The 22,495-nt window shown below is 35.2% G+C and carries 26 protein-coding genes and 1 tRNA gene; 4 read left to right on the forward strand and 23 right to left on the reverse strand.

Annotation, left to right across the window (positions count from 1 at the left end):
* Positions 1-252: 252 nt before the first annotated feature.
* Positions 253-1,464 carry a multidrug efflux MFS transporter NorA gene (gene norA, locus ACOQFO_RS05065; protein ID WP_421688607.1) on the reverse strand — a complete coding sequence of 404 codons (1,212 nt, stop codon included), beginning with the start codon at positions 1,462-1,464 and terminating at the stop codon, positions 253-255.
* A 118-nt stretch (positions 1,465-1,582) separates the two neighbouring features.
* On the opposite strand from norA, the gene ACOQFO_RS05070 reads away from it, so the two are divergent.
* On the forward strand, positions 1,583-2,407 hold the full coding sequence (locus ACOQFO_RS05070; RefSeq protein WP_421688608.1) for a MerR family transcriptional regulator: 825 nt from the start codon (positions 1,583-1,585) through the stop codon (positions 2,405-2,407).
* Positions 2,408-2,472: 65 nt separating this feature from the next.
* Here ACOQFO_RS05070 and ACOQFO_RS05075 read toward each other — a convergent pair whose 3' ends face one another.
* From ACOQFO_RS05075 to ACOQFO_RS05090, 4 genes are all read right to left on the reverse strand, one after another.
* Positions 2,473-2,808 (reverse strand): hypothetical protein, encoded by a 336-nt coding sequence (locus ACOQFO_RS05075; protein ID WP_421688609.1) that lies wholly within the window; start codon positions 2,806-2,808, stop codon positions 2,473-2,475.
* A 265-nt stretch (positions 2,809-3,073) separates the two neighbouring features.
* Positions 3,074-4,294: a translocation protein TolB gene (locus tag ACOQFO_RS05080; protein ID WP_421688610.1), complete on the reverse strand. Its 1,221-nt coding sequence runs from the start codon at positions 4,292-4,294 to the stop codon at positions 3,074-3,076.
* Positions 4,295-4,403: 109 nt separating this feature from the next.
* Complete coding sequence (locus ACOQFO_RS05085) at positions 4,404-5,327, reverse strand: alpha/beta hydrolase family protein (RefSeq protein ID WP_421688611.1); 924 nt, start codon at positions 5,325-5,327, stop codon at positions 4,404-4,406.
* Positions 5,328-5,489: 162 nt separating this feature from the next.
* Positions 5,490-6,164, reverse strand: coding sequence for a hypothetical protein (locus tag ACOQFO_RS05090; RefSeq protein ID WP_421688612.1), 675 nt, complete (start codon positions 6,162-6,164; stop codon positions 5,490-5,492).
* A 388-nt stretch (positions 6,165-6,552) separates the two neighbouring features.
* Here ACOQFO_RS05090 and ACOQFO_RS05095 point away from each other — a divergent pair, with 388 nt between their 5' ends.
* Entirely contained in the window at positions 6,553-7,041 is a 489-nt protein-coding gene (locus tag ACOQFO_RS05095; protein ID WP_421688613.1) for a hypothetical protein, read from the forward strand.
* A 209-nt stretch (positions 7,042-7,250) separates the two neighbouring features.
* Here ACOQFO_RS05095 and ACOQFO_RS05100 read toward each other — a convergent pair whose 3' ends face one another.
* From ACOQFO_RS05100 to ACOQFO_RS05135, 8 genes are all read right to left on the reverse strand, one after another.
* On the reverse strand, positions 7,251-7,622 hold the full coding sequence (locus ACOQFO_RS05100) for a VOC family protein (protein ID WP_421688614.1): 372 nt from the start codon (positions 7,620-7,622) through the stop codon (positions 7,251-7,253).
* 158 nt (positions 7,623-7,780) lie between these two features.
* A tRNA-Asn gene (locus tag ACOQFO_RS05105) sits at positions 7,781-7,852 on the reverse strand.
* 118 nt (positions 7,853-7,970) lie between these two features.
* Positions 7,971-8,498, reverse strand: a complete 528-nt coding sequence (locus ACOQFO_RS05110; protein WP_421688615.1) for a hypothetical protein — start codon at positions 8,496-8,498, stop codon at positions 7,971-7,973.
* 187 nt (positions 8,499-8,685) lie between these two features.
* A complete protein-coding gene (locus tag ACOQFO_RS05115) occupies positions 8,686-8,871 on the reverse strand; it encodes a hypothetical protein (RefSeq protein ID WP_421688616.1) in 186 nt (61 codons plus the stop codon).
* Between the two features lie 16 nt (positions 8,872-8,887).
* Positions 8,888-9,289 (reverse strand): HIT family protein, encoded by a 402-nt coding sequence (locus tag ACOQFO_RS05120; protein ID WP_421688617.1) that lies wholly within the window; start codon positions 9,287-9,289, stop codon positions 8,888-8,890.
* 314 nt (positions 9,290-9,603) lie between these two features.
* Positions 9,604-10,164: a hypothetical protein gene (locus ACOQFO_RS05125; protein ID WP_421688618.1), complete on the reverse strand. Its 561-nt coding sequence runs from the start codon at positions 10,162-10,164 to the stop codon at positions 9,604-9,606.
* Positions 10,165-10,230: 66 nt separating this feature from the next.
* A complete protein-coding gene (locus ACOQFO_RS05130) occupies positions 10,231-11,004 on the reverse strand; it encodes a GNAT family N-acetyltransferase (RefSeq protein WP_421688619.1) in 774 nt (257 codons plus the stop codon).
* A 37-nt stretch (positions 11,005-11,041) separates the two neighbouring features.
* Positions 11,042-11,560 (reverse strand): ClbS/DfsB family four-helix bundle protein, encoded by a 519-nt coding sequence (locus ACOQFO_RS05135; protein WP_421688620.1) that lies wholly within the window; start codon positions 11,558-11,560, stop codon positions 11,042-11,044.
* 219 nt (positions 11,561-11,779) lie between these two features.
* Between ACOQFO_RS05135 and ACOQFO_RS05140 the strand changes: the two genes are divergently transcribed.
* Positions 11,780-12,823 carry a hypothetical protein gene (locus tag ACOQFO_RS05140; protein ID WP_421688631.1) on the forward strand — a complete coding sequence of 348 codons (1,044 nt, stop codon included), beginning with the start codon at positions 11,780-11,782 and terminating at the stop codon, positions 12,821-12,823.
* Positions 12,824-12,882: 59 nt separating this feature from the next.
* Here the strand turns inward: ACOQFO_RS05140 and ACOQFO_RS05145 are convergent, their stop codons facing one another.
* From ACOQFO_RS05145 to ACOQFO_RS05185, 9 genes are all read right to left on the reverse strand, one after another.
* The gene (locus tag ACOQFO_RS05145) at positions 12,883-13,092 is read right to left on the reverse strand and encodes an aldo/keto reductase (RefSeq protein WP_421688621.1); all 210 of its coding nucleotides are present in this window, start codon (positions 13,090-13,092) and stop codon (positions 12,883-12,885) included.
* Between the two features lie 85 nt (positions 13,093-13,177).
* Positions 13,178-14,095 carry a DMT family transporter gene (locus ACOQFO_RS05150; RefSeq protein WP_421688622.1) on the reverse strand — a complete coding sequence of 306 codons (918 nt, stop codon included), beginning with the start codon at positions 14,093-14,095 and terminating at the stop codon, positions 13,178-13,180.
* A 49-nt stretch (positions 14,096-14,144) separates the two neighbouring features.
* Positions 14,145-14,711 (reverse strand): dihydrofolate reductase family protein, encoded by a 567-nt coding sequence (locus tag ACOQFO_RS05155; RefSeq protein ID WP_421688623.1) that lies wholly within the window; start codon positions 14,709-14,711, stop codon positions 14,145-14,147.
* A 20-nt stretch (positions 14,712-14,731) separates the two neighbouring features.
* Positions 14,732-15,709 carry a 2-hydroxyacid dehydrogenase gene (locus tag ACOQFO_RS05160; RefSeq protein WP_421688624.1) on the reverse strand — a complete coding sequence of 326 codons (978 nt, stop codon included), beginning with the start codon at positions 15,707-15,709 and terminating at the stop codon, positions 14,732-14,734.
* A gap of 73 nt (positions 15,710-15,782) precedes the next feature.
* Positions 15,783-16,295 carry a hypothetical protein gene (locus ACOQFO_RS05165; protein ID WP_421688625.1) on the reverse strand — a complete coding sequence of 171 codons (513 nt, stop codon included), beginning with the start codon at positions 16,293-16,295 and terminating at the stop codon, positions 15,783-15,785.
* Between the two features lie 1,118 nt (positions 16,296-17,413).
* On the reverse strand, positions 17,414-17,893 hold the full coding sequence (locus tag ACOQFO_RS05170; RefSeq protein ID WP_421688632.1) for a YkyB family protein: 480 nt from the start codon (positions 17,891-17,893) through the stop codon (positions 17,414-17,416).
* 354 nt (positions 17,894-18,247) lie between these two features.
* A complete protein-coding gene (gene dpaL, locus ACOQFO_RS05175; protein ID WP_421688626.1) occupies positions 18,248-19,441 on the reverse strand; it encodes a diaminopropionate ammonia-lyase in 1,194 nt (397 codons plus the stop codon).
* Between the two features lie 219 nt (positions 19,442-19,660).
* A complete protein-coding gene (locus ACOQFO_RS05180; RefSeq protein ID WP_421688627.1) occupies positions 19,661-20,155 on the reverse strand; it encodes a hypothetical protein in 495 nt (164 codons plus the stop codon).
* A 94-nt stretch (positions 20,156-20,249) separates the two neighbouring features.
* On the reverse strand, positions 20,250-20,375 hold the full coding sequence (locus tag ACOQFO_RS05185) for a DnaB-like helicase C-terminal domain-containing protein (RefSeq protein WP_421688628.1): 126 nt from the start codon (positions 20,373-20,375) through the stop codon (positions 20,250-20,252).
* Positions 20,376-21,140: 765 nt separating this feature from the next.
* On the opposite strand from ACOQFO_RS05185, the gene ACOQFO_RS05190 reads away from it, so the two are divergent.
* On the forward strand, positions 21,141-21,599 hold the full coding sequence (locus ACOQFO_RS05190; protein ID WP_421688629.1) for a DUF4362 domain-containing protein: 459 nt from the start codon (positions 21,141-21,143) through the stop codon (positions 21,597-21,599).
* A gap of 90 nt (positions 21,600-21,689) precedes the next feature.
* Here the strand turns inward: ACOQFO_RS05190 and ACOQFO_RS05195 are convergent, their stop codons facing one another.
* Positions 21,690-22,241, reverse strand: coding sequence for a hypothetical protein (locus tag ACOQFO_RS05195; RefSeq protein WP_421688630.1), 552 nt, complete (start codon positions 22,239-22,241; stop codon positions 21,690-21,692).
* Positions 22,242-22,495: the final 254 nt, after the last annotated feature.

Genomic DNA, 22,495 nt, shown 5'->3' on the forward strand with positions numbered 1-22,495 from the left:
TACTATCCTCTAAAAAGCAGGCAAAATTCAATCATATTGTTAAAATTCTTAAACAAGTAAAGGGAAATACCAAATTTAGGTATTTATGCGCCTAAATATGATAATCTAAATCGAAAAAAGTTCACTTTTTCAGTGCCTTCGGGACAGTCTTTTTGTCCCAGTGATTTTGGGACACTTTTACTGTCCCCAATGTACCGCAATAGATGGGACGGTGGGGACAGTCTTTATGTCCCAGTGGAATTTGGGACACTTTTACTGTCCCCAATGTCCCTCAACCGAAGCTTTTGCACTTTTGATTGCCTTTGTTTGTTTCGTCCAAAATAGCGTTAAGATAATCCCAACAACTAATACGACCGTTGCAAAATAATACGGATAATTAATATCGATATCAAATAGGATTCCACCTAAAATAGGTCCACTGATATTTGCTAGACTTGTAAACATAGAATTCATGCCTCCAACGAAACCTTGTTCATTCCCTGCGCGGTTCGAAAGGTACGTCGTTACTGCTGGTCTGAATAAATCGAACCCAACGAATACGATAAACGTAACTAGCAAAATTGCGAAATACGAATGAACGACTGTCATTAAAAACACAAGAATTGCAGACAAAACTAAACTATATCGAATAAGTTTAATCTCTCCCCATTTTCTTGTAAGTCGATCAAACAATAAAACTTGTGTAATTGCACCAAATATTGCTCCACCTGTAATGACGATTGCGATATCTTTCGGTGTAAATTGGAATTTGTGATCGACAAATAAGCTAAAGAACGATTCAAAAGCTGCCAATCCAAACGAAGCAATAAAGATTAAAAGGAACGCAATAAAATATTTTGGTTCAAATATTTTTCTAAACCCTTGCCTTGACTTTTCTGAAGACTGTTCTGATGTTTCTTCTTCTGCTTTACGCTCTGGTTCAGCAATAAAAATGATCGTTAGAATCGCAGCTAAAGTTCCTAAAATACCTGCAAAGAAAAATGGAATACGTGTGCCAAACTCCGCTAAAAATCCACCAATACCAGGACCAATGATAAATCCTGTACTTATGGCAGCCGACATATAGCCTAGAGCTTTTGGTCGTGTTTGTAATGTAGTTATATCAGCAATATAAGCTGTCACTGCTGGCATAATAAACGCTCCACTTACTCCCCCTAAAATTCGAGAAATAAATAATACCCATAAATCTTTACCGAATCCAAATAAAAACTCAGATAAACCAAATATAAATAATCCAATGACCAGCATGATTTTACGGCCGTATTTATCAACCGCTTTACCGGCAATTGGCGATACGATTAATTGAGCAATGGCAAAAGCAGCAGTTAAATATCCAATTGTTTTCCCAGTGATTCCCAATTCATTCATTAGGGTTGGTAAGACCGGAATAATCAAACCAATACCTAAAAAAGCTATAAATAAATTTAATAATAATAAGCCTAATGTAAGATTGTAAGACTTCATTTTTTATTCTCCTTAACAAAAACAAATACTTTCAACTAAGATGTACTCGCCTGATTGATTTACAGATTCCATCGTAGTGTATATAGTAACTATATAGTCAAGGTGGTGTTAGTAAAAAATGAATAATAAAGGTGTCAACTATTTAACAACAGGTGAATTTGCGAAGTTATGTAAAGTAAATAAACAAACGCTTTTTTACTATGATCAGATTGGTTTATTATCTCCTATTTACAAAAATGAAAAAGGCTACAGGTATTATTCCATTAAACAAATCGAATTATTTTATGTCATTGATCTATTGAAAGAGCTTGGTATGTCACTAAGTGAAATTCAGAAGTATTCGAAAAATAAATCACCAGAGAGTTTTTTAGCATTAATGTATCAACAAAAAGAAGAAATCGTAAAGAAGCGTAAGGAAATCGAAATGAAAGAAAAACTAATTGAGACAAAAATTGCTTTGTTAGAAGAGTCTCTAAATATGGATTTTGACCAAATTACGCTTCAACATTTACCAGATAAAACATTGTATTTAAGCAGAAATATTGAAAATATTACAGATGATGAATTTGTTGAGGTTATTTCTGAATTTATCGGAGAAATAAACGAAGCTCAGCTTGATACGGGTTATCCAATTGGGGGTATTACGAAAAGAGAACATGTCATGAATGGCGATTATTCGAACTATAGTTACTTATACATAGAGCAGCCACATCCGAAAGAAGGTTATCCATACTTCAAAGCTGTAAAAGGTGATTTTCTCATTGGCTATCATGTTGGAGATGACAAAACGATTGGCCGTGCGTATGAACGATTATTTTCAGAATTGGAACGTCTAGAATTAAATATGGGAGACCACGTATTTGAAGAATATGTCTATGACACACTAGTAACAAACCAAAAAGAACACTACGTAACAAAAATCATGATGCAAATCATACGGTAGTGGGACATTGGGGACAGTCTTTCTGTCCCAGCCAATTTATTAACTACATCCATGTCCCAATACATTTATTCCTCATCTAATGATTCAGTATATTCCTTGTTTCGTAACTTCGCGTATTCTTCAAACTCATATAACTCAAATTGTTGGACAAACTCTTCAATGATCGCTTGAGTTGCCTTTAGTTCACCTACAATTATCGGATGAGCTGTTTGTAACTCAGGTGTTTCTAATTGCTTTTTTAGTGCCTTTTGCTTCGTTTCTAAATGCTCTAAAAACATAATTGCTCGCTTACGACGGAATGTTTTCGCACCTTCAACTCTAGCCTCAAATGACTCACCACGGTTTCTATGATTTCTGCCTTCGTGATGATTGTGATGACCTCTATACCCTTCATGTCTCATTACTTTCACCCCTTCGTATACAGGTGTATACATTATTTGTTATCAACAGTGTATACGTTTGTGTACCAATTCGACAATAACTAAAAATAAAAAACGCATATCCGAGTTGGATCTACGCGTTTTCAAATACTATTTGAATAAAAAATAGTGGGTCAGTTTTGGTCCAATTCTTCTGGAGTGGGACACTTTTACTGTTCCCGATGTCCCAGGGGGCTTACTGGGACACATTTACTGTCCCCAATGTCCCACCAACCCCAATGTCCCACTAACCCGATATCCCACCCCAAAATACAGGGGCCATATCAACATCCTCTAGCCACAGTTGTTCTGGGCAGGTTGGGTTTGATTTGATCCATACATCTAATTGATCTTGTTTTTCGTTTTTTCGCGTCCATGTTATCGTCGAGCCAATAACCTGTGTTGAATTGTCGATTTCATTGACTTTTGGGAATGTTAGTTGCTTTTGCTCCCCTGTTTTGATGTTGATTATATAAAGTGCAGTATACATGGTAGGCATTGGACCTTCATTCCATTCTTTGTTTTCCTTTGCCCGTGCTACAATGACTTCATCCTCCGATAACCATTCAATATCAAGATCGACAAACCCTGATGGCGTGAAGTTTCTTAGTTTATCTTTCATTGCAATGTCTGCAACAGTCGCATTTTTATTTTCAACGAAAAACCTACCCTCACCGGAAATAAAGGCAAGCTGATTTTTAGACGGAGCCCATTTAAACCAGTCATAAAATCCAAGCATTTTTCCTACCATTTGAAATTTGCTACCATCACTCGATAGTACACATAATGTATTGCTATCCATAGCCCACGAAGGAGTAGGTGTTGCGATAAAACTAGTCCACTTACCATCTGCACTCCATTTAAATGGTCCCGCACTAACCGCAAAAAAGTCATCAGTCATTTTAGGCAAACTGTAAAGTAGTGTTATTTTGGTTTCATCTAATTTCGCATCAACCGGTATCTTATAAATTCTGACTGGTTCCCATCCAGTTGGTAATACATACGATTCAGATGAAACGATAAACTCATTCCCATTTGGATACCACTCATAAGAACTCACACCTAGTGAAACGTTTTGAAATCCCTTAGGTAGCCCACTCTTCGAATTTGAAACATTGAGTACACTTCCAAATTTAAACGCAATCTGGTGTGAATTTGGTGACCATGAAAACGAACTTACATCAGTTAAATATGGCTGATGTGTCATTTGTTCTGTCGTATCATAAATAAACAAATGACTATTCGATCCGTCTTCCTCTGCTAACATAAAACCTAAAAACCTTCCGTCGTAAGACCACTGAGGATTATAAACATACAGATCTTTCGTAATTTGAATCTCATTTTTCCCTTCTTTTATCCAAAGCTTATGATCACGAACAAAAGCTGCTTTTTCTATCGATTCAGCAGATACTTGAAATGAAAAAATAAAAGTTAATAAAGTTACCAAATAGAAAATTCTAAATGCCATTCGATTCCCTCCTCGCTTTAGGATGGTTTGATCTATGCCGAAAATTCCAAAATAATAAAAAAAGCATTAACCTTTTAGTAGATTAACGCCTTTAATGCGACTATTTTTCTTAATTCGCCAATATCCAATCTGCAATATCTTCAATCACTTGTTTGTCTACCTTTTGAGGAACGGAATATTCCTTTTTCACTTTCATAATTTCACCATATACAGAAGGCATAAACAAATGGTTCAAGTTCGGGTAAAGTTTATAAGTAACATTTTCTTTATGGTATAAAATCTCTTTATAACTTTCAAAGTCATCTTTAATCGTTGCTTGGAAATCCTTTTCCCCTTGGAGAATAAAAATAGGTTTTTCTAATTTTGTTAGGTATTCGCTAGCTGGATGATCGCCCATTTCTTTAAAATAGTACGCTCTCACGCCACCAAATAGTTTCTTCGCTTTTGCTTCATCATCTGTCATGGTATATAGATTTTCAAATTTTTTGGAAAATGCAGCCACTTGTTTTTTTGCGATCCATCGCAAAAATTTATTTAACGAATTAATTAATGTCTCGTTTTGTGACATCATAATTTCTTCTAGCTTACGTGGAGAGCCCGCCATAATGATAATACCTGCAAAGTCCCCTCCCTCAGCGTCAATTCGCGGAGCTAACATTCCACCAAAACTATGACCGATAATAAAAATTTTGTTCGGATCGATTTTCGGATGTTTCCTTAGTAGATTTACAGCATGAATGGCATCTTCAATTGTTTCTTCTTTAACTGACATACTTACGTCATTCTTCATTACTTTCCCATACACAAATGTTCTTTTGTCATAACGTAGCACTGCAATTCCTTTTTCCGTTAAACCATCTGCAATATCTTTAAAAGGGGTATTGTTCCCCACCTTTGCATCCATATTGCTTGGTCCTGATCCTGGAACTAACACAACTGCGGGAAATTGATGATTATCTCCATTTGGGATCGTTAACATTCCATTAAGGGGATATTTTGTTCCTTCACCTATCGTAACCTTCTCTTCAAACATTCTTTTGCCTCCGTTTATTAGATTCCTTCCATAATTCGTGAAGGGAATGTAAAATTCCTCCATAAGTAAATTTAGCTTTGATTTTAACGCTTAGAACTCTTTCGAATTATTTTAGTAATCTTTTCGGATTAGAATGGAATGAAGGAAGACACTCTCTTGATTTTATTCCGGTTGAAATTCTATAGATTTTGCTTGATACATATTGTCACGATACTGATAAGTAATGATAATTGAGCCAGTAAATACACCTGGAGCGACAAGAGGATATAAAGTTACTGTAAGATTTTTATCAATAACCTCATATTGAATAATACTCCCGAAGAATATTTCGTCAAACAGTCGCTCGGGATAGGAAGAAAATCTCGCTACATTTACTTCGTAATGGTTCTTCCCAATACTAATCTCTGCTTTTTCAGAATTCAGACTGGATTTCACATTTTTATTTACAATCGCCAACGGATTATCGACAAGTACTTCTTTTAATGACTGATCTTTATTTTGATGGAAGACAGCAACTACCTCCTCTAAAACACCCGTCCCATAGCCTGTTGTTAAAATGATAATTAATTCTTTTTTGATATCCGAATTAATGTCTTCATAAACGATTTGCGGCGCATATGTAGGATTGGTCACATTTTTCCAGGATGGCCGATGAAATACAATACCTTTATAATCAATTTGAAAGTCTTCATAAAATCCATCTGTTTTCTTTGCAAAAATCGTTATATTTTCATCTTTGTTAGTAGCGATAACTTCATGCTCCGGAGTAGTAGCTTCTGAATTAATTGGAGAAATAAAATTTAGTAAAGCCATTGTTAATAAAGTAATTCGTTTCATAATCAACACCTCACTTTACTGTTCCCGTGCTAGATTAAATCATGCTTATTGAAGACAACTCTTAATGTTTCTGGACAAATTTTCTTGAATTTATTAAATTCTGTCTAGTAAATCCCGTTTACTGGACACTTTTCCAGTAATTCTCCAAATTCTGTCTAGTAAAACAAATTTACTGAACACTTTCACCTAGAATCACTAAAATCCGATCTAATAACCCGGTCACTCCCCTCAAAAATCAGCGGAATTTTCTTATAAGCATTAATTCCTGCCTCAACTTAAAAAAATGTAGCAAGTCTTAAATTATCGAACATATACTTTAATATTAGTACATTATACACATACAGATTATGGTATAATTTGAAATGATACGGGGGAAAGGAGTGTGCTTTTGAATACGAAAAAATTCTTTTCTATGTTTATTACTATTGTAGTAGTTGGTGTATTAATTTTTGTATTCTACAACTATCGTTATAGTGAAACCACAGTTCCTGATATCTCCAAAGATACATATAATTTTAGTACTCTTGATTCGTTAACGTCGGGTTATATTTACATACTTGAGGGTGATAAACAAGTACGAATAGACCTGATTGAAGGTGAAGCGAATAGTATTGTTGAGGCTTTAAAAGAAGAAGTTATCATTGGAACAGATGAGGCATTTTCCTCGAGTTCGGAACCAATTTATTTAATTTCACTAGAGGATCCAACCTCACAAAATGAAAATATTACGTTTAGTATATTTCATGACCTCTCAGAGAACGTCATCATTATAGAACCCTTCATCGAGGATTTATTCAAACCTAATCTCTATATTTCCAAAACAGACCAATTATATAGAACTATGAAAAAAATTATAGAGGCTAAGGCTATTAATTAACCCATTAAGATCCCTTTGAGAAAAATAATAAAAAAGCCAACTATCGGTGATGTCCATAATAGTTGGGCTTTACAACTTTTTACTCCGAAATGTATCCGTTTACATTTCAACTCTCTAATACAGTGGTCAAATTTGAAATCTTCAACAATAACCATTGGGAACTTCTGCTTTGAACGTTCCCTATTTTTATTTCTTTTAAGCAGTCGTTTTTACCAATGTACTTGTAGTTTATTGCCATTTGGGTCATAAAAGTGGAAAAAGGCATGGCCATTATCTTCTTTTATATCGTCAACCTTAACTTGATGATCGATTAAGTGTTGATGAAATTTAACTAATTCTGGACTTGTAAAGCCAATGCTAAATTCTTGTTCATGATTTATTGTAAAATGTGCAAATGTATCATCTTCGGTAGGAACTAAAATAAGCAAGAACGGTCTTTCATTTACTTTTATAATGGCACGTTCCTCCGTACTATTAATTAATTGCAGACCTAATATATCTCTATACCATTGTGCTGATAGCTCCAAATCTCTCACAGGAATTCTAATATAATGTACTTGCTCAATAAATGATATACTCATTGCCTTCTCTCCTTTGTTTAACCCGGTATATCAAATAGTTCCCTTTCTATATATCTTTTTCCTTCCAATTATCTAAATTAATCTGCGTGATTTAACTCCCATGAAATAAAAAAGAACATGCTCTGAAAAGAATTCAGTACATGTTCATGATGGTATGACTCCGAAGGTAGGACTCGAACCTACGACCAATCGGTTAACAGCCGATTGCTCTACCACTGAGCTACTTCGGAATAAAATTTTCCGACCAACAACCTTATTGGCTAATGGTCACAAAAATTATAATAGCCTGTGATTGATTGTTTTAAACATGGAAGTGAAAATTATTTTATGAGGATTTTGAATTTATTTTTATTGTTGGTCACTTAACTTGAACCTAGCAACTTCCTTCCCTTTTGAAGAAACTACTATTGTTGCATCTAATGCATTTTTCCTTAATACCTTTAAAAATTCAGGTGAAGCATTTTTTATTTCATGATTACTAATTAGCTCAATTAAAATAAAGTCTAGAATGAATTCCCCTTTTTGATTAGGTAGAAGTATCGGTTCACCTGTTTTTGCAGCTATTAAGTTTTTACCTTGATCATCAAACAAATTAAAGCCTAATATTTCTTCCGAAAGTCGTTGAAGCTTATCACTTGGTTGCAGCGTAACTTCAATACCCTCTTTAATACTGCCAATAGATTCATTTCCTCTATTCGCTAAAACAAATTTATAGCTAAGTATATTCGGGTTAAAAGACTCCCCTTCATTAGGAAAATATCCAACCGTCGTCGTCTCACTAATATCAACAGTTGCTTCAACAAGCTCTATGTTTGGTTGATTAGAACATGCCGATAAAATAAACACCACAACCACTAAACAAACAAATCTTCGCAATTACACCCTCCTCGTAGGGACGTTGGGTACAGTCTTTCTGTCCCACCAGATTTTTACAGAATGCCCATCACTTATTCATATATTATATGCATGTCCTTATGAAGCCTATGACGAGGCGGGACATTAGGTGGGACATTGGGGACAGTCTTTCTGTCCCACGATTAATTAATATGCTATTTATTTTCTACTAATCTATTAACATTTTCTTAATGTCTTCATAATATTCTTTTACAAAATAATAACTTCCGTCCGTGTCCAAGATTGTCTCGACAGCTGAATTGTATTCTCTTCCTCTTTCCTCCCATACGTGGACAATGTGGTTTTTATTGAATAAAGTTTTTGTTCCATCTGATAATGTTAATTCTATAAACATATTAAATCCTCTCCTTTCACATTGCTTTTTTTAGCCATACAAAAATTGCAATTAAATCTTCTTCATTTACCTCAAAATCTGGTTCAACCCATCCAAAACCATCGTTTTCAAAACGCGGAAAAACGTGCATATGATAGTGATTCACATCTTTAAAAACACCGTTATTTTGCATTACCGTAATTCCATCTGGTTGAAGAATCTCCTCTATAACTCTCGCAATCTTCTGTGCCACAAATATGACATTGCTTAGCGTATCTTGATCTACTTCTGTAAATTCTTCGTAGTGCTTTTTCGGTATGACCAAAACGTGGCCCTTATTAATTGGATCAATATCTAGAATGGCAATTACATAATTATTTTCATAGATAGTATATGATTTTTCTTTTTTAGCAATGATTTCACAAAAAATACATTCCAATTTAAAAACTCCTTTCTGTGGTTGCGGGTTGTATAAATAGTAGGTTGGGGTTATGTGCGAGTGTGAAGCTTTTATGTGCGGCTTTTGCACAAATACGTGCGGGTTTCGCAACTGTATGTGCGAGTTCCCATTTATGTGCTACTTCAATTTTAATACGTGCGAGTTTGAACCTCTTATGTGCGGCTTTTGACCAAATACGTGCTCGTTTCCTCTCTCTCAACTAGCATTATTATCAGTTGTATACAAAAGAAGCACCAATCCTACTTGGATCAATTTTTTATAAATCTATAATTCCACAACTAGAATAACTATACCTAATACTTTGTATTCAGACGAAACTTAACCCTTTCAAACATTTCATGTCCTTTATCATGCATCGCATCATAGGAAGCTTGATCATCGATATTCACAATATCTTGAAAATCAGCTGAAATGAAATAAAGAGCTTTTAGAGCTTGATGTAAATCAGCTACCTCTTCATCTGTAAGGTCAGTTCCGCGCTGATAGTCACGTAAATACCAAAGTACATCGTGGATTCGATCATGCAAATCTATCTGCACTAACATCTCCCTATTACTGTAAAAGAGTATATCTATAATTTGATATAACTCATTAGTTAGTTCATCAATTATAACTTCATCAGCCTCAGATATCGGACGGCTAAAGTCCTGCGCTAAAAGCTGTTCAGTAGTTTTATTCAATGAAAAAACAGTGTCTCGATAAATAAAACCAATTTGTTCTTCTAATGAAGTTATTTTATCTTCTAATATACTTTCTTTATCCTTAAATGGATTTTCTTGTCCCTTCCCTGGGTAAATAATCCAAATCAATGAACTAAGTGAGACTACTATTAAAATTCCGGCAACGTATTTCACCCAAGACACTTGATCACACTCCAAAATTCATGTTACGCACTCATCCTTAATAAACTGTCCGTATTATTACAACACCGGTGACTGACATTCATAAGAAAAAGCAAGACATTGAAAACCATGTTTCTCTAAAATCGGTCTACTCATCGGACTAGCGTCAACAGTTAGGAAAGGTCGCCCTTTTTCAATTGCTTTTTGAGCACGAACAGCAAGTAACTTTGAATAATAACCTTTTCCTCTATACTCTGGCAATGTTGACCCACCCCAAAGACTAACAAATGAGGAGTTTTCCTCTAAGTACATCCAAGCTGCACTTACAAGTTTCTCATTTTCATAGATTCCATAGAGATAAAGGCTCTCCGGATTATTCTGTTTATCTCTCCAAAGTCTTTCCCCAAGCTCAACTAGGGACTCATTCCAAATGGTATGCTCTAATTCGATGATATCTTTTATTCCCTGTTCATCCGTTATTTCCACTACATCCTGAGTTGCTCCATTTAATAACAAATGTTCATGATCTCCAATTTCCATCACCATCAGTGCTTCCGGATCCCCAATTGTAAACCCTTCTTCTCTCAAAATCTCTTTCAAATGTTCAGGCTTGTCATAGCTATATACCTTCCACTCAAAACCTTGCTTTAGTTGTTTGAAATAGTCTAACTCTTGCCTAATGATTTCTCTTGCATTGTCTTCATTTACATTAGATGTGCTAATAAACCCTCTCTCGCTGAACTGGGAAACATGGCGCACGACATGTTCAGTCGTTTCTCTTTTGAAACCTTGTATTTTTGCTTCTTGTCGAAGTTCTTTATGAAATAGTAAAATTAATTCAGTTTTATTCATCAGTGTGTTCCTTTCATATTGAGTTAAGGTCTATAAATTAGGAATTCTCCCCATCTACAATAGTCTTCCTTATCACTTCACACTTCTTAATCGCCCACAGATAATGATCAGATGTGTTCGCTGCAAAGTAGCTGTATAAATTACTTGTTTTTGTCCACTTATAATATTTTTTTGTCATGATTTCTTCATTTGTATGTAATTTAATTAAGTTCATTACTCGTTCATGGCTTAACTTCAACTTCTTCATAGCTTGAGTTAATGTTACATCTTGATAGTTTTCCCAAATTTGCTTATTAAGGAGATTAAGCGTACGCCACTTAAATCCCGGAGCAGGCATAATAGGTGTATCACCATCCATCCCTTCCCGATACCACCGTTCAAGCATGGCATGCCATTCATAAAGGTGCATTAAAACATCACGAAAATTCTTATCTCTATCTTCAGTTTCGATCGAGTTCCCTCTTTTTCTACTTGGAACAGATTCTATTATTTCAATTAGTGCTTGGAAATTTTTTTCGCTATTTAAAAGTAGTTCTTCTTTTTCTTTTTGTTCCACTTTGATAATAACCCCTTTTTTTTCTATATTTTAACACAGCATTTCACGCAGATGTTTAAAAATTCGGAAAATGAAAAACAATTCCCCAATAAAATTAAAAGCTATCCTTCAGAAAATTACTTTATAACGTAAATATATTTTATTTAAACGTAAATTAATATTGCATTCTAAAGTAAAATTCATTACTATATAAAGTAAAGGAGGTGGATTATGGAAAAGATGGATGACTTAAGATTAAATGTAAGTTTGTTACGCAGGAAAGTATCGAATTTAACTAGTGCAGCCAAGCAAGTTGGATTGCGACCAGCTACCGTTTCGAACCTATGTACAGGTAAAATTCCTGTTGGTAGAGCAGAGGTTCGTACATTAGTTGCACTTGCGTCATTGGCAGATTGTAGTTTGGATGAGTTGATTATTAGAGGGGAGAAAATCGATATGATTGAAACGAAAATCAAGACGTTAGATTTGTTTGCACCTCTAGCAAAAGGTGGAACTGTTGGTTTAGTTGCTCGTCCTGGCATGGGGCAGCTAGTGGTTTTAGCAGAATTACTTTACAGGTTAAGGAATGATGGCTATAAAACTATCTTCTTAATGCCGAATGGAAATCACCAGGGACTAGACGAAATCGTCGAAAATGCTGAAATCATTACGAAAACGATTAATGAAACATATGAACAGATCGCAAATATTGGTGCAAATGAAGATATACTTTTTGTTGCAGATAAAACCCACGTCGTGACAGGAGATATCTATGATTTACAAGAAAAGCTACTTGGCATTGGCATTCATTCCGTAACAACATTCCTAGTCGATTTAACTGGTGATGTTGTAGATGAAGATTTACCTTATGGACCACTCGAAACACTTTGGCAATTTGATGCTGATCTCTCTGCTAGACACCGATATCCAGCTGTGAATCCACTTACTTCAACCTCGTCTGTTCTAGAAGGAGCACATATCGATCAAGAACACTTCACGACACAACAAAAAGCATTAAAATTACTTCGCCGATACCGCGAACTGCGCTCATTAGTTAATGTCAGAGGAATTGATAAACTCCCAACATCTCAAGTATCAACTTATCTTCGTGGCGAAAGACTTGAAGCATATTTAACCCAACCATTTTATGTAGCCGAACCATTTACAAAAAAACCTGGTGTATCAGTTAGTCTACAAGACACACTTAAAGATGTGAATGAAATCATAAATGGCGCTTTAGATTCAAAAGAAGTATCGGAAATAGATTTCATCGGTAGCTTGTAATCTCGCTTCAAAAATCAAAAAAAGCGCTCCTTTTTGCGAAGAAGCGCTTTTCACATTCATTACAAGTTATCAATTTTTTCTACATCTTCTGCTGATAATTCAAAATCAAAAATATCGATATTTGCTGCTTGATTTTTAGGATTGTGTGATTTAGGAATTACAACTACACCGAGTTGAATTTGATATTTTAATAAAACTTGTGCACCTGTTTTGTTATATGCTTTACCAATTTCATCTAAAGCTACTTTTTGATGGTCTTCGGTTTTCATAGGACCCCAAGCAACAGGCGAATTTAAACAGTAATAGAAGCTAATTAAATAGGAAGCCTCCCAACAAAGAAGACTTCCTGAATTTTTATAACGTCTGCTTCATATGTATGGTTTCCGCATTATCCTTTACGTTCACCACTTTTGATTTTTTATTAATTAAATAAATACTTAATAAAATCAATACCATCCCCAAAAATAAGGATATGGTAAACGGTTCATCTAAGAATATTGTCCCAAGTAATACTGCGATTAATGGCACTAAAAATGTAAAAGAGCTTACTTTTCCAGCCTCCCCATTACTCATTAAGTACGTATAAATAATAAAAGCAATGGCCACACCGAAAATAGCACCGTATAATAAGCAAACTATAAACCATCCGTTCCATTCAATTGCCCTTATGTCTTCGGCTCCAAGACCATAAAACAACATGCATAGTCCACCAATGACATTTTGTATTGCAACTAACCAAATACCATGTACGACATTACTTTTTGTTTTGACATAAATTGTTCCAATTGCCCAACCAGCAGCTGTAATGACTGCCAGTACAAATCCTATAGGTGCAATCTTTCCGCTAATTCCATCTAAACTTACCATCACAACGCCTAAAAACCCTAAAAGTACACCGATGATTTTAATTTTAGTGAGTGTTTCTTTTAAATATGCCCAAGCTAGTATGACAACAAGAACCGGTTGCAAATAAACAATGACCGAATATAAGCCCGCAGGTAAATACTGCAAACCAACCGATTGCATCCCATAGAAAATAACCACATTAAAGATACTTGAGATTACATACACTGACCAATTTTCTTTCCATTTTATATGTTTCCATTGTGGTATTAAGATTAAAGCAAATAAAAACCCCGCAATGATGGAACGTATTCCTGAAAATAAAACTGGTGGCGAAAATTGAAGCGCATATTTATAAATTGGCCAAACTGATCCCCATATACATACAAGAGAGATTAAACCAATCATTGTCTTAATGTTACTATTCACTGTATTTTTTCACTTCCCCAAAATGCTACTTTACAATTCCCCCGGTTTGCTATTTATCATCTAAATGATAAATTAACTGAACCACGCCGGATGAATAGTGATTTGTAGTCACCAATTTCAAGTTTACTCTCTCTTTAATATTGGAAAATAGAGGTTTTCCCTCTCCCAGCACTACAGGGTGAACAGAAAGGCGGAATTCATCAACAAGACCTAATTGAATAAACGTTGTGATAAGACTCGCTCCACCATAGAGCCAAATGTCTTTTCCAGGTCGATTTTTGATTTTCATTACTTCTTCATAGACATCGTTATTAATGTATTTTACTAGAGGGTCCGTTGCCTTTTGCGTTCTAGAAAATACATATTTTTCTTTACTGTTCACAAGATTCCATAATTCTTTATCTGCTTCCGAATCTTCCGATTGCGCTTGATATTGTCCCCACAGATCATAGCTCTTTCTGCCGTAAAAAATGGTATCAATTTGATTTAAGAAATTCTCGAACTTCATCTCTGGATCCATAATACACCAGTCAATTTCTCCGTTTGACCCCTCTATAAAGCCGTCTAATGTTACAGCTAAATCTAAAAGGATTCTTCTTTGGTTTTTATTTGTCATTGAACTTCCCACCTTCCAAGTTAAGAAAAATCGATTTTATTCACAAGATGTTTAGGCTTCTCACCTTTTAGCGCAAGAATCAAATTTTCAGCAGCTAGTTCAGCCATTTTCATTCGCGTTGCGATACTTGCACTTCCGATATGAGGGAGTGTAACTACATTCGGTAAAGTTAATAAAGGATGATCCGCAGGTACAGGTTCCTTTTCAAATACATCTAATCCCGCTCCCCAAATAACACCATTTACAAGTGCTTCATATAAATCTGCTTCATTAACAATCCCACCTCTTGCCGTATTAATAAGGATGGCGTTTTTCTTCATTAATTTCAACTGCTCGGCAGTGATTAGGTTTTTAGTTTCCGCAGTATAAGGAGTGATCACAACAACGAAGTCGGATTCACTGAGTAAAGTTTCCATTGACACATATGTAGTACCTAACTCTTGCTCAACATCCGGCTTCCGACTTCTATTATGATACAACAGATTCATATTGAACCCCTTCGTTCTTCTTGCAACAGCTTCACCAATTCTGCCCATTCCAATAATTCCAATCGTAGCACCATAAATATCTTGTCCGGTTAATAAATTCGGTGACCACGTTTCCCATTTACCATCTCTTAGGAAATCGGAAGCTTCAACTAAACGTCTAGCTGTTGCCATTAATAAAGCGAAAGTTAAATCAGCCGTCGTTTCGGTTAATACTTCAGGAGTATTCGTAACCATGATCCCTTTCTTTGTGGCAGTATCTACATCAATGTTGTTATATCCTACTGCCATGTTACTGATAACTTTTAAATTTGGCGCTTTATCTATTAAACTCGCATCAATGGATTCTGTAATTAAACAAAATAACCCATCAATTTCGGATATTTTATTCTCCAATATGTCACGAGGAATTTGGACATCTTCTTGATCCCAAACATCCACATCTGCATATTCTTGTATTTTTTCAATGATTGGCTCTGCAATTTTTCTTGTAATTAACACTTTCGGTTTCATTTATATACCCCCTATTGTTTTTTAGTGATTTAAATTTTTATCCCTATGCATATCCCCTTGGAGCAATATGTTTTCATTTTAAATTCCATTCAATTTCTCGTACGGATCGTTCGTTTTGATTAAACCAATCTGCCAAAGTTTCATAGGATGTATCGGGTAAATCCGCTACAGAGAGAACTAAGGAGCCTCCTGCCAACTTCATATCAATTATTGGATATTCGAATTGTGAAAGAAAAGCTAATTCTGAAGGTGGGGTGATCTGCTTCCAATTTGATAAATTGATGACGGCGAGTTGATTTCGTACGACTTCATTCGAATCACTTTGACCAAAACGAGTCGCGACATAGGAATCGCTTTGTTGATGTTGTTGATAAAAACTCGTTTCTGATACCGTTAGAGAGCGAAATTTTCCATTATCATGTTCTAAAAATAGATTCGTACATAGTTTTACTCCGCAACCATAACTAACTAGAATGTAATCTTTGGAATCATTTTGAAATAGATATTTTGTAAAAATCTTCTCCAGTTCCACTTCTGGGTCAGAACTTTGATCGATGTACACTTGTAGTTCAGGTATTTCATTCACTGGAGCTTGCAGTGGGGATTGTCCAGGTATATCTATGGTAATTGTTGCTAGTTCAGATTGAACTTCTTGATCAATATTTTCGGATGTTGGTGAGTTGTTTATCGTTTGATTTTGATTGGTGGTTACCTCATTTTGCTGACTAGAGCACCCGGCCAGAACAAAGCAAATAAAAATATACTTAATAACCTCACAAATTCATCCCCCTTTAGGTTTTATTATATAGTCAGGGCAAGATAATATATAGGTAAGTTAGGATTATTTTCCATTAATAACTTAGATTTAGTATAGGATGTATGTACGAGTTTTTTCAATTATGAGACATTTAGTTGGAGAATCCTTCATTAGATGTCTTATTTCACTCCTATTTGAGACCAAATTTCAGTTACTTTCATTGCGAAATGTCTTATAACAAGTAGTTTTGGAACATTTCCAGTTGTTTTCCATCCCGAAGTGTCCCATAACACGTCTATTTGAGACATTTCCATTAGATTCCATTCTGAAATGTCTCATAACACGTCTATATGGGACATTTCCAGCAGTTTCCACCACGAAATGTCTCATAACATCCTCAATTGAGACATTTCCAACTGTTTGCCATCCTGAAATGTCTTATAACACCATCATTTGAGACATTTACAGCTGTTTTCCATTCCGAAATGTCTCATAACACGTCTATTTGAGACATTTCCAGCTGTTTTCCATCCCGAAATGTCTTATAACACCATCATTTGAGACATTTCCAGCTGTTTTCCATTCCGAAATGTCTCATAACACGTCTATTTGAGACATTTCCAACTGTTTGCCATCCTGAAATGTCTTATAACACGTCTATATGGGGCATTTCCAGCAGTTTCCACCACGAAATGTCTCATAATACCCTCATTTGAGACATTTCCAGCTGTTTGCCATCCCGAAATGTCTCATAACATCCTCAATCGAGACATTTCCAGCTGTTTTCCATTCCGAAATGTCTCATAACACGCTTATTTGAGACATTTCCAACTGTTTGCCATCCTGAAATGTCTTATTACAAACAGAAACGAGATATTCCAGCTCTCTTCATTGCCGAAATGTCTCGTTTCCAACTCCGCGTATTAATATTGTGAATAAAATAACGTTTATCTTTCGCCGAAGCGTTTAGCAAATGGCGATATATATTGTTTGGTAGATTGAGTAACGTAGGGATTATTTTGTTGGGGTTCTTTCATGCCAGTATAGGCCATTAACAAAGTCTTTGCTTGATTCAATGAAAAATGAGTTTTTGGATTTCTTTGTTGATCATCTAAATCACCCAAATGGGATAGAGTTTGTACATCTTCTTTTGCTGGTGGTAGGTGAAACAAATAATCGCCACAAGAAATTAATACAGTTGATGTTTGTCTCGAAAGCTTTGGGTTTCTCGAGAAATGTAATCCAAGCTTCTCTGCTTTCCCATCCATAATCATTTTCTCTAAAGCCTTTTTCTTTAACTCATATAAAAATTTTGGTTGCGTTGCAGCCTTGGCATGTTTATTTATAACAAATACGGCTTTTGATAAATTCTCCGTAGAGAAATCGAAGTGTTGTTCTTTTTTATTTGTAGGGTGTTTCTTATTCATTCTTTCAACTACTTTCGTAAAATCAATAGGATGTAAATTACTTATTATATTTTGTGTGCTTACCAAATATAGTACTCTTTTTCGATTAAAGACACAATTATTCATATAAATAGTGGTTCAAAAAGATAATAAATATAACGTCTTTAATATAAAAAAGGTTTAAGTTTCTTTTGAAAAACTTAAACCTTGATAGTTTTTTACGTGCGGATTCCCACGATTTATGTGCGACTTTTTCTGATTTATGTGCGACTTTCAAGCCGATATGTGCGGGTTTCCTCCAATTACGTGCGACTTTCCCCGTTTTATGTGGGGCAGCGTCATCACTGGCCGCATAACACCACCACATCATAACCTTTAAACCGAATAAGCCCCATCCCAAACAATCTTCTTATAATGCTCAGCGTCCGTATCGCCTTCAGTACTGAAGAATAAAATCTTAGAATCTGAATCAATCTTTAACTGCTCTTTTAAATCAGCGTACTCACTTCTTCGTAAGATTTCACTTACTCCTCCTACACCAACCGCTCCCGATTCACCAGATACCACTTTCAAATCATCTTTAATTGGCGCTGCTAAGATCCGCATACCTTGGGCGGCAATGTTGTCTGAACATGAAAGGAAAGCATCTGCATAATACTTTAATATTTCCCATCCAAGTGTACTTGGTTCGCCACATGCGAGCCCTGCCATAATTGTATCCATATCACCAGATACGAAATGTAGTTTTCCATCATTTGCTTCTGCAGTTTTATAAATACAATCAGCCTTATCTGGTTCCACTACAACTGTAATTGGACGATCCTCACCATAAACATTTGCGAAAAAGCCTTGTACTGAGGCAGCCATTGACCCTACGCCAGCTTGAATAAAGATGTGAGTTGGCTTTTCCCCCAATGCATTTAGTTGATCATACGCTTCGTAAGCCATTGTAATGTAACCTTGCATAATCTTCTTCGGAATTTCTTCGTAGTTTTCCCAAGCCGTATCTTGCACTAATACCCAACCATTTTTCTCAGCATATTCAGCAGCTAATCGAACTGCATCATCGTAGTTAACATCAGTAATGGAAGCATCTGCACCTTCAGCAAGAATGTGATTCAATCTTTCCACTGAAGATCCTTTCGGCATATAGACAACCGATTTTTGTTTCAGTTGTTTTGCCGTCCATGCGACACCTCTACCATGATTTCCGTCCGTTGCTGTGATGAAAGTTAATTCTCCCAATCTTTCACGAACTTCAGAAGATACTAGTTTATCATAAGTTAATTCAGCCAGATCTATTTCTAACCTTTCAGCCAAGTATTGCCCGATTGCGTAAGAACCTCCTAATGCTTTAAAAGCGTTTAACCCAAATCGATAGGACTCGTCCTTGACGAAAAGTTTATTCACCTTTAATTCTTTTGCTAGATTGTCTAATGAAACTAGTGGAGTTGGTTCGTACTGCGGGAAACTTTTATGAAATGCATTCACATTTTTCGCTACATCTAAATTAAGAAATTCAAAATTTGAAGTTGGAACTTTATTGCGCTCAAATTTTACTAATTTCAACTTGATTTACCCCTTTCTATTTTTCCTCCCCTTACCTAATTCTAACATTTCCCAATTTCCGAATATATAAAGTTGTTATTGAATTGTATAAATATATTGAGGTACTATTTGATTCAAACTGTATATTTAAGTGTTTATTCAATAAAAAATATATAAAAATAATAAAACACCAAAGCGTAAACCATGCCATAAAGGTTATATATTTAGTAATCTATAAAATTATTTAGTAGAGCGCATCGCTTCCATTTCACATACATAACAAGGGAATTCAAATTGGTACTTCATCATTTGGCGAAATGTTTTCGTTGTTTTTGTTTCGGGGCAGTAGATGGATTTGTCGATCATTTGGTTATGGCAATTCGTAATTTTATTGACTTTTACTCTTGTTCTTTTTTCATGAAGCGCAATTACTTCTTCTGCTGTCGCTCCAAAATAAAAAGCATAATTTTCATTGCCATGTTTAATCGCAAATAGTTTAATAGGTGTAATTTTTAATAAATTCTTCTTATTCATCTCCTCAAATTCATGAACTTCCTGATCAGTCAATTCCACCTCATAGATTTTTTTTGCGAGGTCTGGCTTCATCACCTTTCCTTTAATGAGACAAAAATAAATATAGTGCGCCATATGGGACATATCGTAAATTCTCGCATCTTGAAACAATTGCTCAACGGTTTGATTGAAAGCATCGTTTATCATAATGTTTTCCCACAACCTCCCCAGTTGCCCGATTATAGGCTGTATATGCAACCCCTGTGGCACCATTTCGATTTTTCGCGACATTTAATTCCAAGTACTCAATAGGCGATTATTTCGTCATTCCTTCAACCAATTCTTTTGATTGTTTATAATATTGCTCACAGTAAAGTAAAATGACTACATCTGCATCCTGCTCAATGTTTCTAGAATCTCGTAAATCGCTTTCATTTGCCACTTGTTATGCCTCCCTTCTACGCTTCGGTTTACTTGATTTCAAAATAAACGGCCAGTTCTTGACAAGATTTCTTAAATTCATTTGGAGTTGTCTAAATACAGACATTATCTTGACAAAATTTCTTGATTTCATTCAATACTGTCTAAATAAAGGGTTTATATTGACAAAATTCCTAGATTCAATTCGAAGTTGTCTAAAAAGAGGGTTTATTACGACAGAATCACTAGAATTCAGTCAAAACTGTCTAAATAAATGGCTTATTTTGACAAGATTCCTAGATTCAATTCGAAGTTGTCTAAATGAAGGGCTTATTACGACAGAATCACTAGAATTCAATCAAAACTGTCTAAATAAATGGCTTATTTTGACAAGATTCCTAGATTCAATTCGAAGTTGTCTAAAAAGAGGGCTTATTACGACAGAATCACTAGAATTCAGTCAAAACTGTCTAAATAAATGGCTTATTTTGACAAGATTCCTAGATTCAATTCGAAGTTGTCTAAATGAAGGGCTTATAATGACAGAATCCCTAGATTTCATTCAAAACTGTCTAAATGAAGAGCTTATTTTGACAAGATTCATAGATTCAATTCGAAGTTGTCTAAAAAGAGGGCTTATTACGACAGAATCACTAGAATTCAGTCAAAACTGTCTAAATAATGTTCTCAACTAACTTTCTGAAGTTAGTGAATCGATTAAACTGAGTGTTCTGGAAATCTTTGCTATAATGTAAGGAATAAAATCAATATTACCGGAGGGATTAGAGTGAGAAGATCTTTATCGGGTTTATGTTTAATTTTTGTCGTGCTATTTACATTAGGCTGTTCAAATGTAGCTAATTTTTCTGAAGTTGTGAAAAGTGGTACTTATTCATATGAAGAAGCTGTGAAGCGCGGAGATATTGTTTTTCAAGCAGAGGTTGAGAACTTTGAGAGGTTTGAGCAATTTTTAAACAACATTGCGAATAAAACCGAAGACACAATCCGAATTACTGGCTACACTCATGAAGGAGACCCCATTTTCGAAGATCTACATTTTGACGGGAATGAAATACATTATACTCACGATAATTCTCACAATGAATTTGCTGGTAGTGATCGAGGCATTACAAAAGAAGTCTGTAAAGAAACCGTCGATATAACGACTGAACAAGGCAATACGGAATATTGGTTAAGAGGATGTTTCGACGGGAATGATCTCTGGCTGATTACTGTAGACAAATAATTTATTATTAATAAAGATTGTGAATTTCACGCTTTTATATAAATATATAAGGCATTAACCCCTTTCCGGATTAATGCCTGTAGCTGACAATTATTTTGGTTGAAGTGGAGTTGTTTCAAGGATATCTTCCACTTCTTCGTATCCTTCTGGAAATGCAAAATTATATCTGGCAGGAAGTGCGAAAACATAGTTATCATTTTGTCCAAGTAAGCTTGGAAGTATCGGTGCTGTGCCAATAACGAATTTTTCTTTTTGAAGTGATGACCACTGCTCATGAGTAAAGACCATGATTGGTATGTCTTGAAGTAGATTTTCTTCGGTCCATTTTGGGTGACGAATTGTTAGAATTGGCCCACTTTCAACTACCGTCTCTTGTTGATTAATGTCTCTACCTTCCCATTGATCTGTCACCACTTTATAACCCAACCAACTTTTTGGTAATGAAAAAGTAAAACCATATTTAGTATTTTCGTAAATAAGATTTTCTGAATTCGTTTCTTTTTCTTCTGATGTAGATTCTTCATTGCTCTTTTGATTTTGCTCCCCGGAACTTGAAGCATTTGCTGTTTCACTCGCCGTATTACAGCCAATCAAAGACATACAAAAAATGAATAGTATTCCAATAAATATAGTCTTTTTCATAATTGGTAGCCCCCCTTAACGCAACTAACATTCCCAAAATTACAAATAAACATTCTTAAAATTAGTCGCAAAAGAAGCCTTATTGGTTTCAGCTTTTATTACTCCCAAAAAATAATAGAGTAGGGTGACCATTTTCATGGCCACCCCCTCATCAAACCGTACGTGCCCTATTAAGGCATACGGCTTACCAATGTGTTTAATTGAATTAATAAGTTGCTAATCTATTGGCGTAGTTCATTTTCCTTACACGTTCA

Source organism: Ureibacillus sp. MALMAid1270, from assembly GCF_049202975.1.
Lineage (GTDB): Bacteria > Bacillota > Bacilli > Bacillales_A > Planococcaceae > Ureibacillus.